The following is a 13,356-nucleotide window of genomic DNA, read 5'->3' on the forward strand; positions in this document are numbered from 1 at the left end:
GATGCCTTTCGATCTCGCCTCCCGCCTTGCCGCCCGCCGTGCGGAAAATCTCTACCGCCAACGCCCGCTGCTGGAAACGCCCCAGGGGCCCGAGGTGGTGGTGGATGGCCGGCCGATGCTGGCCTTCTGTTCCAACGACTACCTGGGCCTGGCCGACCACCCCGAGGTGAAGGCCGCCTTCATGCGCGGTGTCGAGCGCTGGGGCGCGGGCGGCGGCGCCTCGCACCTGGTGATCGGCCACAGCGGCCCGCACCACGATCTGGAACTGGCCCTGGCCGAGTTCACCGGGCGGCCGCGGGCGCTGCTGTTCTCCACCGGCTACATGGCCAACCTGGGCGCCGTGACCGCGTTGGTGGGCAAGGGCGACACCGTGCTGGAGGACCGCCTCAACCACGCGTCGCTGCTGGACGCCGGGCTGCTCTCCGGGGCGCGCTTCTCCCGCTACCTACACAACGACGTCGCCAGCCTGGAGGGCCGGCTGGACAAGGCCGAGGGCAACACCCTGGTGGTGACCGACGGCGTGTTCAGCATGGACGGTGACCTGGCCGACCTGCCCGGCCTGTGTGCCGCGGCCCGCGCCCGGGGCGCCTGGGTGATGGTGGACGACGCCCACGGCTTCGGGCCCCTTGGTGCCCAGGGCGGCGGCATCGTCGAGCACTTCGGCCTGGGCCTGGAGGACGTGCCCGTGCTGGTGGGCACCCTGGGCAAGGGCTTTGGCACCGCCGGTGCCTTCGTGGCCGGCAGCGACGACCTGATCGAGAGCCTGATCCAGTTCGCCCGGCCCTACATCTACACCACCAGCCAGCCGCCGGCGGTGGCCTGCGCGACCCTGAAGAGCCTGGAACTGCTGCAGCGCGAGCATTGGCGCCGCGAGCACCTGGATGCGCTGATCCGCCGCTTCCGCGAGGGCGCCGCCGAGATCGGCCTGGACCTGATGGATAGCCCCACGCCGATCCAGCCGATCCTGGTGGGTGACAGCGCCCGTGCGCTGCGGCTGTCGGCCCTGCTGCGCGAGCGCGGGCTGCTGGTCGGGGCGATCCGCCCGCCCACGGTGCCGGTCGGTGCCGCGCGCCTGCGGGTGACGCTCAGTGCCGCCCACAGCGAGGCGCAGGTGGAACGACTGCTGGTGGCGTTGTCCGAAAGCTGGAAGCTGCTGGCCGAAGAAGGACAACCCGATGCGTGACCGACTGATCCTCATCCCCGGCTGGGCCCTGGGCCCGGCTGCACTCGAACCCCTGCGCGACGCCCTTGCCGAGCGCGCCCCGCACCTGGCGGTGCAGATCCAGCCGTTGCCGGAACTGGACGACCCGGCCGCCTGGCTCGACGAGCTGGATGCGCGCCTGCCCGGCGACAGCTGGCTGGCGGGCTGGTCCCTGGGCGGCATGCTGGCCGCCGAACTGGCCGCGCGGCGGGATACGCACTGCCGGGGCCTGATCGGCCTGGCCGCCAATGCCTGCTTCCGCGCCCGCGATGATTGGCCGAGCGCCATGCGCGCCGATGTGTTCGGCGACTTCCAGGAGGCTTTCGGGCTCGACCCGGAGCTGACCCTCAAGCGCTTCCGCCTGCTGGTCAGCCAGGGCGCGCGGGACCCGCGCACTTTGGCGCGGCAGCTGCAGGTGACGCAGCCGGCCACCGAGCCGACGATCCTCGCGGCCGGCCTGCAGTTGCTGGCCGAGCTGGATACCCGCGCGGCCCTGGGCCGTTTCACCGGGCCGCAGCTGCACCTGTTCGCCGGGCGCGACACCCTGGTGCCCGCCTCGGCGGCCGATGCCCTGCTGGAGGAGTTGCCGGACGTGGAGGTGTCGGTGATCCCCGAGGCCAGCCACGGCTTGCCGGTGGAGTGCGCGGATGCCGTTGCGGCGGCGATGCTGGCATTCATGTTCGAAGGTGACGATGTCTGAGTTCCCCGTACCACCCGTGCCCGGCCTGCCGGACAAGCGCCAGGTGGCGGCGTCCTTCTCCCGTGCCGCCGCCAGCTACGACGCCGTGGCCGGCCTGCAGCGCCAGGTCGGTGCCGACCTGCTGGCGAGCCTGCCGGATGGCTTCGAACCACAGCGCTGGCTCGACCTGGGCTGCGGAACGGGGCACTTCTCGCGCCAATTGGCGGAGCGCTTCCCCCGTGCCCAGGGCCTGGCCCTGGACCTGGCCGAGGGCATGCTCCAGCACGCTCGCCCGTTGGGTGGAGCAGCGCATTTCATCGCCGGTGACGCCGAGCACCTGCCGCTGGCCGATGCCAGCCTGGACCTGGTGTTCAGCAGCCTGGCCGTGCAGTGGTGCGAGGACTTCCCGGCGGTGCTGGCGGAGGCACGGCGGGTGCTTCGCCCCGGTGGCCTGCTGGTGTTCAGCAGCCTCTGCGTCGGCACCCTGCAGGAGCTGCGCGACAGCTGGCGCGAGGTGGATGGCTTCACCCACGTGAACCGCTTCCGCGCCTTCACCCACTACCAGGCGTTGTGCGCCGACAGCGGGTTGCAGGTGCTGCAACTGGAGCGCCGTCCCCACGTGCTGCACTTCCCCGACCTGCGCCAGCTGACCCACGAGCTGAAGGCGCTGGGGGCTCACAACCTCAACCCCGGGCGTCCCGGCGGCCTGACCGGGCGAGCCCGCATGCGGGCGCTGGTCGATGCCTACGAACAGCGGCGCGAGGCCCTGGGGTTGCCGGCGACCTACCAGGTCGTCCACGGCCTGCTACGCAAGGAGACCTGAATGGGCGCTGCCTTTTTCGTCACCGGGACCGATACCGAGATCGGCAAGACCACCATCGCCTGCGGCCTGCTCCAGGCCGCCCGCAATGCCGGGCTGAGCACCGCCGCCGCCAAGCCGGTGGCTTCAGGCTGCGAGCGGACCGCCGAGGGGCTGCGCAACAGCGATGCCCTCGGCCTGCTGGCGGGCTGCAGCCTGCCGTTGCGTTATGAGGAGGTGAATCCCTTCGCCTTCGAGCCGGCCATCGCCCCGCACCTGGCGGCGCGTGAGGCGGGGGTGCAGCTGGATGTCGAAGCGCTGGCCGGGCCGGTCAACGCGGTGCTGGCGCGCAACGCCGACTTCACTTTGGTGGAGGGGGCCGGTGGCTGGCGCGTGCCCCTGGCGGGTGGGGAGAACCTGTCTGACCTGGCGGTGCGCCTGGGCCTGCCGGTCATCCTGGTGGTGGGCATGCGCCTGGGGTGCATCAACCACGCCGTACTGAGTGCCGAGGCGATCCAGCGGGACGGCCTGGTGCTGGCGGGCTGGGTGGCCAACATCGTCGACCCGGCCACTTCGCGGCTGGAGGAGAACCTCGCGACCCTCGCCGAGCGCCTGCCGGCACCGTGCCTTGGTCGCGTGCCGCGCCTTGAGGTGCCGTCAGCCGAGGCCGTCGCCGCGCATCTGGACCTGCATCCGCTGAAGCTGCCGCTATAAGCCGTCGGTCGTCCATCGCATTTTGTTTGTACGTTTTTTAAGCGGTATCTGCTTCAATTACGACGTGGTTCCCCTGGTTCGAGGTTGACGATGGAAATCTCAGGCAGTGCATTCAGCTACGGGCTCAACGCCCTGCAGTCCGGTCAGCAGCGTATCGACAAGGCCGCGTCGGATATCGCCAGTGCGCCGGTCCAGCGTTCGACCGATGCCCAGGCTGCGCGTACCGATGGTGATTCGGATGACCGCAGCAACGCCGACCTGGCTTCCAACCTGGTGGACCTGGACGTCGGCAAGTACCAGGCCCTGGCAGGTGCCAAGGTCGTGAAAACAGCCGACGACGTGCTCGGCACGCTGGTCGACACCAAGGCCTGATCCCCGCTCTCTCTCCCATCTTCGCGGCAGAGGCCGGTGAGCGGGCTCAGGCGCGGAGGGCCTTATGCGGATCGGCAGTCTCGCTCTCGATCCCTTCGTCAGCATCACGCGCTCCCGTGCGTCGGCAGGGGCGGCGGGTGGTTCCTCATCGACTGCCCTCGAAACCCCCAATCGTTCTTCTGGCGCCTCTTCACGTTCGTCTGAGCAGGGTTCATCCGGCAAAAGCACCGAGCTGAGCCAGGAAGACCAGCAGCGTGTCGCCGAACTGGTCAGCACCGATCGCAAGGTCCGTGCCCACGAGCAGGCACATGCCTCGGTGGGTGGCCGCTATGCCAGCGCCCCCAGCTATGACTTCGAACGCGGCCCCGACGGCCTCGACTATGCGGTCAGTGGTGAAGTCAGCATCGATGCCAGCCCGGTGGCCAATGACCCCGAGGCCACCCTCGTCAAGATGGACATCGTGCAGCGCGCGGCCCTCGCACCTGCCGACCCGTCCGCCCAGGACCGCCAGGTGGCGGCACGGGCTGCCGGCCATGCCGCCGAGGCTCGGATCGACCTGGCTCGCTTGCGCCTGGAGGAAGCCGGCGGCGGAAGCCAGGCCGATGCTGCGTCGCCATCCGCCCCGGCCAGCGCCTCCAGCGACCTGGGTCTCTACGCGCAGATCGCCCAACCGGAACAGGCACCGCCCCTGCTGGATACCCGCGCCTGACGGCACCGCGTGGATGCTTGACAAGGGTCTGTGCGAAACGTATGTTTCAAACACCTGTTTGATTGCGGGCGGCACCCTGCAGCCGGCAACGACTACCGTGAAGTTGTAAGCGACCGATTCACCGGTCACCTAACTAGGAACCACCGTAGAGGTTTACCGCTATGCCTGATTACAAGGCCCCCTTGCGTGATATCCGCTTCGTTCGCGATGAACTGCTTGGCTACGAAGCGCACTATCAGAGCCTGCCTGGCTGCCAGGACGCCACCCCGGACATGGTCGACGCCATCCTCGAGGAAGGCGCCAAGTTCTGTGAGCAGGTGATCGCTCCGCTGAACCGCGTCGGTGATACCGAAGGCTGCACCTGGTCCGCCGAGGGTGTTAAGACCCCGACCGGTTTCAAGGAAGCCTACAAGCAGTTCGTCGAAGGCGGCTGGCCGAGCCTGGCCCACAACGTCGAGCACGGTGGCCAAGGTCTGCCGGAGTCCCTGGGCCTGGCCATCAGCGAGATGGTCGGTGAGGCCAACTGGGCGTGGGGCATGTACCCCGGCCTGTCCCACGGCGCGATGAACACCATCGAGCAGCACGGCACCGACGAGCAGAAGCACACCTACCTGACCAAGCTGGTTTCCGGTGAATGGACAGGCACCATGTGCCTGACCGAGCCGCACTGCGGCACCGACCTGGGCATGCTGCGCACCAAGGCCGAGCCCCAGGCCGATGGCACCTACAAGGTGTCCGGTACCAAGATCTTCATCTCCGCTGGCGAACACGACATGGCCGACAACATCGTCCACATCGTGCTGGCCCGCCTGCCCGATGCCCCTGCGGGCACCAAGGGCATCTCCCTGTTCATCGTGCCGAAGTTCATGCCGACCGCCGAAGGCGGCGTCGGTGCGCGCAACGCCGTGACCTGCGGTTCCATCGAGCACAAGATGGGCATCCACGGTAACGCCACCTGCGTGATGAACTTTGACGGCGCCACCGGCTTCCTGATCGGCCCGGCGAACAAAGGCCTGAACTGCATGTTCACCTTCATGAACACCGCTCGCCTGGGCACCGCGCTGCAAGGCCTGGCCCACGCCGAGATCGGTTTCCAGGGTGGCATCAAGTACGCCCGCGAGCGTCTGCAGATGCGTTCCCTGACAGGCCCGAAAGCGCCGGACAAGGCCGCTGACCCGATCATCGTCCACCCGGACGTGCGTCGCATGCTGCTGACCATGAAGGCCTTCGCCGAAGGCAACCGTGCCATGGTGTACTTCACCGCCAAGCAGGTGGATATCGTCAAGTACAGCCAGGACGAGGAAGAGAAGAAAGCCGCCGATTCCCTGCTGGCCTTCCTGACCCCCATCGCCAAGGCCTTCATGACCGAAGTCGGCTTCGAAGCCGCCTCCCACGGCATGCAGATCTACGGTGGCCACGGCTTCATCAGCGAGTGGGGCATGGAGCAGAACCTGCGTGACTGCCGCATCTCCATGATGTACGAGGGCACCACCGGCGTTCAGGCGCTCGACCTGCTGGGCCGCAAGATCCTCATGACCCAGGGCGAAGCGCTGAAGGGCTTCACCAAGATCGTCCACAAGTTCTGCCAGGCCAACGAGAGCAACGAAGCCGTCAAGGAATTCGTCGAGCCGCTGGCCAAGCTGAACAAGGAGTGGGGCGAGGTCACTATGAAGGTCGGCATGGCCGCCATGAAGGACCGCGAGGAAGTCGGTGCCGCTTCGGTGGACTACCTGATGTACTCCGGCTACGCCTGCCTGGCCTACTTCTGGGCCGACATGGCTCGCCTGGCTGCCGAGAAGCTGGCTGCCGGCGAAGGCGACGCCGCCTTCTACAAGGCCAAGCTGCAGACCGCGCGCTTCTACTTCAAGCGCATCCTGCCGCGTACCCGCACCCACGTGGAAACCATGCTGTCCGGCGCCAGCAACCTCATGGACCTGGCCGAAGAAGACTTCGCCCTGGGCTACTGAGTTCTGCGCGTCTAGAAGGAGCCCGCCTTTCGGCGGGCTTCTTCATTTCCGGTCCCCTGCCGGGCACCGTGCGTCGTCCGGCTGAGTGCCAGTGATCGGCGGAAGTGCCATCATATGGCCTGCTTTCCAACCAGTCGGACCCAGACGCGTGCGGACACTCCCGTCATTCCGCTTCAGCCATTTCCTGCCGCCGCTGGCCCTGGTGCTCGGCGGTGCGGTGGCGGGGACCCTGGCGGACATGAACGAGTTCTTCGTCTCCCTGTTCAACGTCCTGCCCACCCTGCTGCTGTTGCTCGGCGGCTCGTTCTGCGCCGCCTATGGGCGCCTTCGCCAGCTCTTCCTGCTGGCCTCGATCTACATCGGCTACTACCTGCTGGACACCCAGGTCGACTACTTCCAGGCCGAGCGCGTGGTGCGGGAAGATGCGGCCCTGGTGTTCCACCTCACCAGCCTGGTGCTGCCACTGCTGTTCGGCCTGTTCGGCTGCTGGCAGGAACGCACCCACCTGCTGCAGGACTTCGTCGCCCGCAGCGCCGTCCTGCTGGCCACCCTCGGCGTGGTCATGGCCTTGGGGCGGAGCTACCCCGAGGCGATGCTGGCCTTCGTCACCCCTGTGCGCTGGCCGCTGCTGCACGGCAGCTGGATGAGCCTGGTGCAGCTCTCCTACTTCGCCTTCGTCATCGCCCTGCTGGCCCTCGGCATCGCCTATCTGCGACAGCCCCGGCCGCAGCACGCCGCCCAGGTGGTCGCCCTGGCGGGGCTCTGGTGGATGCTGCCGAAGGTGTTCATCCTGCCCCACGCCCTGCATGCGATGACCAGCCTGACCATGCTCGCCCTGACCGCCTCGGTGGCCCACGAGGCCTACCAGATGGCCTTCCGCGACGAACTGACCGGCCTGCCGGGGCGTCGCGCGCTCAACGAACGGCTGCAGCGGTTGGGGCGCAACTACGTGCTGGCCATGACCGACGTGGACCACTTCAAGAAGTTCAACGACACCTACGGCCACGACGTCGGCGATCAGGTGCTGCGCATGGTCGCCAGCCAACTGCGGCGGGTCGGCGGGGGCGGCAAGGCCTACCGCTACGGCGGCGAGGAATTCACCATCGTCTTCGCCGGCAAGAGCATGGAAGAATGCCAGCCCCACCTGGAGGCCGTGCGCGAGGCCATCGAGCGTTATGCCCTGCACCTGCGTGACCGCGACAGCCGGCCGAAGAACGACCAGCAGGGCCGTGCCAAGCGCGGTGCGGCGGCGGCCCAGAGCGTCTCGGTGACCATCAGCATCGGCGTGGCCGAACGCGACGCTGAGCAGCGCACCCCGGAAGAGGTGATCAAGGCCGCCGACCAGGCGCTGTACAGCGCCAAGAGCGCCGGGCGCAACCGCGTCTTCCTCCACGGCCAGGCGCGTCGGGGCGCCGTGCGGGTGCGCCAGCCGGCCACCTGAACGGCCGGTTATGGCGCTGCATTCAGCGCCCGCAGCGTCGTTGTCGAGGGGGCGCCCAGCCTTTAGGGTCCGGAGATTGGCGCCGAGCCTGGCGCAGCCAAGGAGACCCTGCCATGCCCGAGTACAAGGCCCCCCTGCGCGACATGCGCTTCCTCACCGACGAGCTGTTCGACTTCCCCGCCACCTACACCGCCATCGGCGCCAGCGATGCCAGCCCCGACATGGTCGCCGCGATCCTCGAAGAAGGCGCCAAGTTCTGCGAGCAGGTGCTCTCGCCGCTGAACCGCTCCGGTGACGAAGAGGAATGCCAGTGGAAGGATGGCGTGGTCACCACACCCAAGGGCTTCAAGGAAGCCTTCTCCCAGTACGTCGAGGGCGGCTGGAACGGTCTCTCCGCCGATCCCACCTACGGTGGCCAGGGCCTGCCGCACTCCCTCGGGCTGATCGTTAGCGAGATGGTCGCCTCGGCCAACCAGTCCTGGGCCATGTACCCGGGCCTGACCCATGGCGCCATGTCCGCCATCCATGCCCACGGCAGCGAAGAACAGAAACAGACCTACCTGACCCGCCTCACCGAAGGCCGCTGGACCGGCACCATGTGCCTCACCGAGCCCCACTGCGGCACCGACCTCGGCATCATCAAGACCCGCGCCGTGCCCCAGGCCGATGGCAGCTATGCCATCTCCGGCACCAAGATCTTCATCTCCGCCGGCGAGCACGACATGAGCGAGAACATCGTTCACCTCGTCCTGGCCAAGCTGCCCGACGCCCCCGCCGGCACCAAGGGCATCTCCCTGTTCATCGTGCCCAAGTTCCTGCCCCGAGGAGACGGCATCGGCGAGCGCAACGCCGTGTCTTGCGGCTCCATCGAACACAAGATGGGCATCAAGGCCTCCGCCACCTGCGTGATGAACTTCGACAGCGCCACCGGCTTCCTCATCGGCGAGGCCAACAAGGGCCTGAACTGCATGTTCACCATGATGAACCACGCCCGCCTGGGCACCGGCATGCAGGGCCTCTGCCTCGGCGAGGCCAGCTACCAGGGTGCCGTGCGCTACGCCACCGAACGCCTGCAGATGCGCGCCCTGACCGGGCCCAAGGCGCCGGACAAGCCCGCCGACCCGATCATCGTCCACCCGGACGTGCGCCGCATGCTGCTGACCATGCGCGCCTTCAACGAGGGCAACCGCGCCCTGGCGTACTTCACGGCCCAGCAACTGGACATCGCCCACGGCGCCGAAAGCGCCGAGGAGCGCGAGCAGGCCGAGAACCTGCTGGCCTTCCTCACCCCCATCTGCAAGGCCTTCATGACCGAGACCGGCCTCGAAGCCACCAACCTCGGCATGCAGGTGTTCGGCGGCCACGGCTACATCCGCGAGTGGGGCATGGAGCAACTGGTGCGCGACTGCCGCATCGCCCCCATCTACGAGGGCACCAACGGCATCCAGGCCCTCGACCTGCTGGGCCGCAAGGTCCTGGGCAGCCAGGGCAAGCTGCTGATGGGCTTCACCAAGCGTGTCCACCAGTTCTGCCAGGCCCAGGCCGAGCACCCGCAACTCAAGGCCCAGGTGGCGCAACTGGCCGACCTCAATCGCCAATGGGGCGAACTGACCCAACGCATCGGCATGGCGGCGTTGAAGAACCCCGACGAAGTCGGCGCCGCCTCCGTGGACTACCTGATGTACAGCGGCTACATCGTGCTGGCCTACTTCTGGCTGCAGATGGCGGTGGTCGCTCGCCAACAGCTGGACGCCGGCACCGGCGAAGCCGCCTTCTACGAAGCGAAGCTGCTCACCTGCGACTTCTACTTCAAGCGCTTGCTGCCCCGTACCGCCGCCCACAAGGCCGCCGCAGAAGCCGGCAGCGACTGCCTGATGGCCCTCTCCGCCGAGCAGTTCGCCCTCTGACGGCCTATCGTCAGAACGACCGGGCCCGCCGCGTGCGGGCCTTTTCACAAGGGGCAATTTGTGTGACCCGTATATTTTATATGGTCACACACTGACCCTATGTGTCTGTCGAGTTGTTCGGATACACTGCCGGCCTGTTCCGTGAAACCGGCCTGACCGGCCACCTGAGAGTTCCTGCGAGGTTTGCACATGGCTGACTACAAAGCGCCCCTGCGCGATATGCGCTTCGTCCTCAATGAAGTCTTCGACGTCGCCAAGCTCTGGTCCGAAATGCCAGCCCTGGCCGAGGTGGTCGATGCCGATACCGCGTCGGCGATCCTGGAAGAGGCCGGCAAGGTCACCAGCGGCGTCATCGCGCCGCTGAACCGTTCCGGCGACGAAGAAGGTTGCCAGTGGAACGACGGCCGCGTGAGCACCCCGGCCGGCTTCCCCGAGGCCTACCGCACCTACGCCGAAGGCGGCTGGGTCGGCGTCGGTGGCGATCCGGTGTTCGGTGGCATGGGCATGCCCAAGGTCATCTCCGCCCAGGTGGAAGAGATGGTGAACTCCGCCAACCTGTCCTTCGGCCTCTACCCGATGCTGACCGCCGGTGCCTGCCTCTCCATCAACGCCCACGCCAGCGAAGAGCTGAAGCAGAAGTACCTGCCGAACATGTACGCCGGCACCTGGGCAGGCTCCATGTGCCTCACCGAGCCCCATGCCGGTACCGACCTCGGCATCATCCGCACCAAGGCCGAACCCCAGGCCGACGGCAGCTTCAAGATCACCGGCACCAAGATTTTCATCACCGGTGGCGAGCACGACCTGACCGAGAACATCATCCACCTGGTGCTCGCCAAGCTCCCCGACGCACCGGCCGGTCCCAAGGGCATCTCCCTGTTCCTGGTGCCCAAGGTGCTGGTGAACGAAGACGGCTCCCTGGGCGAGAAGAACAGCCTGTCCTGCGGCTCCATCGAGCACAAGATGGGCATCAAGGCCTCCGCCACCTGCGTGATGAACTTCGACGGCGCCACCGGCTGGATCGTCGATGCACCGAACAAGGGCCTGGCCGCGATGTTCACCATGATGAACTACGAGCGCCTGGGCGTCGGCATCCAGGGCCTGGCCACCGGCGAGCGTTCCTACCAGAGCGCCATCGAGTACGCCCGCGAGCGTATCCAGAGCCGCGCCCCGACCGGCCCGGTCGCCAAGGACAAGGCCGCCGACCCGATCATCGTCCACCCGGACGTGCGCCGCATGCTGCTGACCATGAAGGCCTTCAACGAAGGTGGCCGTGCGTTCTCCAGCTACGTGGCCCTGCAACTGGACACCGCCAAGTACAGCGAGGACCCGGTGGTGCGCAAGCGCGCCGAGGAACTGGTCGCCCTGCTCACCCCGGTGGCCAAGGCCTTCCTGACCGACCTCGGCCTGGAAACCACCGTCCACGGCCAGCAGGTCTTCGGCGGCCACGGCTTCATCCGCGAGTGGGGCCAGGAGCAACTGGTACGCGACTGCCGCATCACCCAGATCTACGAAGGCACCAACGGCATCCAGGCCCTGGACCTCGCCGGCCGCAAGGTGGTGGGCAGCGGCGGTGCGTTCTACAAGCACTTCGCCGACGAGGTGAAGGCCTTCGCCAGCGGCGCGTCGGCCGAACTGGCCGAGTTCACCGAGCCGCTGAAGGCCGCCATCGCCAACCTGGACGACCTCACCGCCTGGCTGCTGGAAAGCGCCAAGACCAACCCCAACGAGATCGGCGCCGCTTCCGTGGAGTACCTCCAGGTCTTCGGCTACACCGCCTATGCCTACATGTGGGCACTGATGGCCCGCGCCTCCCTCGGCAAGGAAGGCCAGGACGAGTTCTACGCCAGCAAGCTCGGCACCGCGCGCTTCTACTTCGCCCGCCTGCTGCCGCGCATCCACTCCCTGACCGCCTCGGTCAAGGCCGGCAGCGACTCGCTCTACCTGCTGGACGCCGCGCAGTTCTAAGGCGCAGCGTGAATGAGGAAGCCCCGCCTTGGCGGGGCTTTTTCATATCCGCGCCAAGGGGCGCCTGATCCATTCCGGCAGCAACGGCCCCCGGCGTCGGAAGGCCGCCTCCAGCTCCTCCAGCCTAATGCAGCGCGCCGTGGCCGTCGGCGCCAGAGCGGCCCGCAAGGCGCGCCAGGCTCCCAGGGGCAAGACACCGGGTGCATCCAGTCGCCGGTGGCGGTGCTGCTCCAGGGCCTGGCGGGCGTCCAGCCGGCCATAGGGGTGGTGCCCCGTCGCCAGTTCGTAGAGCACGCAGGCCAGTGCGTAAAGGTCACTGGCTGTGCTCGGCTTGTCGCCGTCGAGCAGTTCCAGGGCGGCGTAGCGGGGTGTCCAGGCGCCGATCCGTTCCCGTGCCAGGGTGGGCAGGCCGCCGTCGGCGTGGGCCAGGCCGAAGTCGAACAGCCGTGGCCCCGCGTCGGTGAGTATCACGTTGCTCGGCTTCAGGTCGCCGTGCACCACACCACAGTGGTGAGCGTGGGCGACGGCACCGAGCAGCGGCACGGCGATCTCCCGCAGTTCCAGCCAGGGCAGCCCGGTCGGACGGTCACAGAGCAGGTGATCCAGGGGCAGCCCTTTGAGCAGCTCCTGGGTGATGAAGGCACGCCGGCAGGCGGTGTCCACCTCGAAGGCGTGCAAGCGGACGATGGCCGGATGACGCAGGCGTACCGCCAGGGCGTACTCGCTGTAGAGCAGCGCGCTGGCATCGGGGATGGTGGCGAACTCCTCGTTCAGCAGCTTCACCGCCACCCAGGGCGACGGTTCGCCGAACTGTTCCCACAGCAGGTCCCGTGCCCGGTACACCGAGCCCATGCCGCCGATGCCCAGCAGGCGCTCCAGGCGGTAGCGTCCGTTGAGCACGGTCGGCAGTTCGCCGAGGTCGGCCGCCGGCGCGCTGTTGGCACAGGCGAAGCCCTCGTGCGATGCCGGCGTGATGGCCGGGCGTGGCTTGCGGCGGCGTCTGGCTTTGCTCATCGGCGCGCCACCACGGCGGTGATGTTGTCCGGGGCCGCCCCCTGCAGGGCCTGCTCGAAGAGCTGCTCGAGGGTGGCGATGGGCGAGGCGAGGCTGAGGGCCTGGCTCAGGGCCACCTCGTCCAGCTCGCGGTACAGCCCGTCGCTGCAGAGCAGGAAGGTGTCGCCGGGGTGCAGCTCCAGCTCCAGCACATCCAGGGCGAAGGCACCGTCACCGCCCAGGGCACGGGTCAGGGCATGGGCGGACGGATGTCGACCGGCCTGCTCCGGGCTCATGCCCTGGTCCTCGATCAGCTCGCGCAGCAGCGAGTGGTCGCGGGTGAGCTGGTAAAGGCAGCCCCAGCGCCACAGGTAGCAGCGGCTGTCCCCGGCCCACACGCAGGCGGCGCGGCTGCCCTCCACCAGCAGGGCGGCCACCGTGCTGCCCATGATCCTCCGCTGGCCGTCGGTGACGGTGAGTTCGTCTGCCAGCCTGCGGTTCAGCCAGTGCAGGTGGCGGCGCAGGTGCTGCAAGCGGTTGGCGAAGTCCCCCGAGGCAGGCAGCTCGGCCAGGCTTTCCACCACCAGGCGGCTGGCGCGGTCACCG

The 13,356-nt window shown here is 68.0% G+C and carries 12 protein-coding genes; 10 read left to right on the top strand and 2 right to left on the bottom strand.

Annotation, left to right across the window (positions count from 1 at the left end; all coding sequences use genetic code 11):
• The first annotated feature begins 1 nt into the window (after window position 1).
• The 10 genes from bioF (at window position 2) to RTK35_RS29545 (ending at window position 11,757) form a co-directional block, all read left to right on the top strand.
• Window positions 2-1,183 carry an 8-amino-7-oxononanoate synthase gene (bioF, locus tag RTK35_RS29500; RefSeq protein ID WP_236214063.1) on the top strand — a complete coding sequence of 394 codons (1,182 nt, stop codon included), beginning with the start codon at window positions 2-4 and terminating at the stop codon, window positions 1,181-1,183.
• Window positions 1,176-1,901, top strand: a complete 726-nt coding sequence (locus RTK35_RS29505) for an alpha/beta fold hydrolase (RefSeq protein WP_142012655.1) — start codon at window positions 1,176-1,178, stop codon at window positions 1,899-1,901. The genes bioF and RTK35_RS29505 overlap by 8 nt, the downstream gene beginning before the upstream one ends.
• A complete protein-coding gene (gene bioC / locus RTK35_RS29510; protein ID WP_236211973.1) occupies window positions 1,894-2,703 on the top strand; it encodes a malonyl-ACP O-methyltransferase BioC in 810 nt (269 codons plus the stop codon). Before RTK35_RS29505 ends, bioC begins: the two co-directional genes overlap by 8 nt.
• Window positions 2,704-3,393 (top strand): dethiobiotin synthase, encoded by a 690-nt coding sequence (gene bioD, locus RTK35_RS29515; protein WP_316909636.1) that lies wholly within the window; start codon window positions 2,704-2,706, stop codon window positions 3,391-3,393.
• 90 nt (window positions 3,394-3,483) lie between these two features.
• Window positions 3,484-3,765 carry a hypothetical protein gene (locus RTK35_RS29520; RefSeq protein WP_044411926.1) on the top strand — a complete coding sequence of 94 codons (282 nt, stop codon included), beginning with the start codon at window positions 3,484-3,486 and terminating at the stop codon, window positions 3,763-3,765.
• A 64-nt stretch (window positions 3,766-3,829) separates the two neighbouring features.
• Window positions 3,830-4,474, top strand: coding sequence for a putative metalloprotease CJM1_0395 family protein (locus RTK35_RS29525; protein ID WP_316909637.1), 645 nt, complete (start codon window positions 3,830-3,832; stop codon window positions 4,472-4,474).
• A 161-nt stretch (window positions 4,475-4,635) separates the two neighbouring features.
• Window positions 4,636-6,441: a phenylacyl-CoA dehydrogenase gene (locus RTK35_RS29530; RefSeq protein ID WP_044411932.1), complete on the top strand. Its 1,806-nt coding sequence runs from the start codon at window positions 4,636-4,638 to the stop codon at window positions 6,439-6,441.
• Window positions 6,442-6,589: 148 nt separating this feature from the next.
• The gene (locus tag RTK35_RS29535) at window positions 6,590-7,882 is read left to right on the top strand and encodes a sensor domain-containing diguanylate cyclase (RefSeq protein ID WP_233473394.1); all 1,293 of its coding nucleotides are present in this window, start codon (window positions 6,590-6,592) and stop codon (window positions 7,880-7,882) included.
• 113 nt (window positions 7,883-7,995) lie between these two features.
• Window positions 7,996-9,789, top strand: a complete 1,794-nt coding sequence (locus RTK35_RS29540; protein WP_142012644.1) for an acyl-CoA dehydrogenase C-terminal domain-containing protein — start codon at window positions 7,996-7,998, stop codon at window positions 9,787-9,789.
• Window positions 9,790-9,978: 189 nt separating this feature from the next.
• Window positions 9,979-11,757: an acyl-CoA dehydrogenase C-terminal domain-containing protein gene (locus RTK35_RS29545; protein ID WP_142012642.1), complete on the top strand. Its 1,779-nt coding sequence runs from the start codon at window positions 9,979-9,981 to the stop codon at window positions 11,755-11,757.
• Window positions 11,758-11,799: 42 nt separating this feature from the next.
• On the opposite strand, the gene RTK35_RS29550 is transcribed toward RTK35_RS29545, so the two are convergent.
• Together RTK35_RS29550 and RTK35_RS29555 are read right to left on the bottom strand one after the other, a co-directional pair.
• Window positions 11,800-12,771 carry a serine/threonine-protein kinase gene (locus RTK35_RS29550; RefSeq protein WP_316909638.1) on the bottom strand — a complete coding sequence of 324 codons (972 nt, stop codon included), beginning with the start codon at window positions 12,769-12,771 and terminating at the stop codon, window positions 11,800-11,802.
• Window positions 12,768-13,356 (bottom strand): PP2C family serine/threonine-protein phosphatase (locus tag RTK35_RS29555; RefSeq protein WP_316909639.1); only part of this gene is annotated, 589 nt, incomplete at its 5' end. The genes RTK35_RS29555 and RTK35_RS29550, both read right to left, overlap by 4 nt.

This window comes from Pseudomonas sp. zfem003 (assembly GCF_032621675.1).
Taxonomy (GTDB): Bacteria; Pseudomonadota; Gammaproteobacteria; order Pseudomonadales; family Pseudomonadaceae; genus Metapseudomonas; species Metapseudomonas otitidis.

Excerpts from the sequence above, each read along its gene's own strand:
- RTK35_RS29545 (WP_142012642.1), top strand. The coding sequence starts at position 9,979 with ATGGCTGACTACAAAGCGCCCCTGCGCGATATGCGCTTCGTCCTCAAT.
- RTK35_RS29505 (WP_142012655.1), top strand. The coding sequence starts at position 1,176 with ATGCGTGACCGACTGATCCTCATCCCCGGCTGGGCCCTGGGCCCGGCT.
- bioD (WP_316909636.1), top strand. The coding sequence starts at position 2,704 with ATGGGCGCTGCCTTTTTCGTCACCGGGACCGATACCGAGATCGGCAAG.
- RTK35_RS29520 (WP_044411926.1), top strand. The coding sequence starts at position 3,484 with ATGGAAATCTCAGGCAGTGCATTCAGCTACGGGCTCAACGCCCTGCAG.
- RTK35_RS29530 (WP_044411932.1), top strand. The coding sequence starts at position 4,636 with ATGCCTGATTACAAGGCCCCCTTGCGTGATATCCGCTTCGTTCGCGAT.
- RTK35_RS29525 (WP_316909637.1), top strand. The coding sequence starts at position 3,830 with ATGCGGATCGGCAGTCTCGCTCTCGATCCCTTCGTCAGCATCACGCGC.
- RTK35_RS29540 (WP_142012644.1), top strand. The coding sequence starts at position 7,996 with ATGCCCGAGTACAAGGCCCCCCTGCGCGACATGCGCTTCCTCACCGAC.
- bioC (WP_236211973.1), top strand. The coding sequence starts at position 1,894 with ATGTCTGAGTTCCCCGTACCACCCGTGCCCGGCCTGCCGGACAAGCGC.
- RTK35_RS29550 (WP_316909638.1), bottom strand. The coding sequence starts at position 12,771 with ATGAGCAAAGCCAGACGCCGCCGCAAGCCACGCCCGGCCATCACGCCG.
- bioF (WP_236214063.1), top strand. The coding sequence starts at position 2 with ATGCCTTTCGATCTCGCCTCCCGCCTTGCCGCCCGCCGTGCGGAAAAT.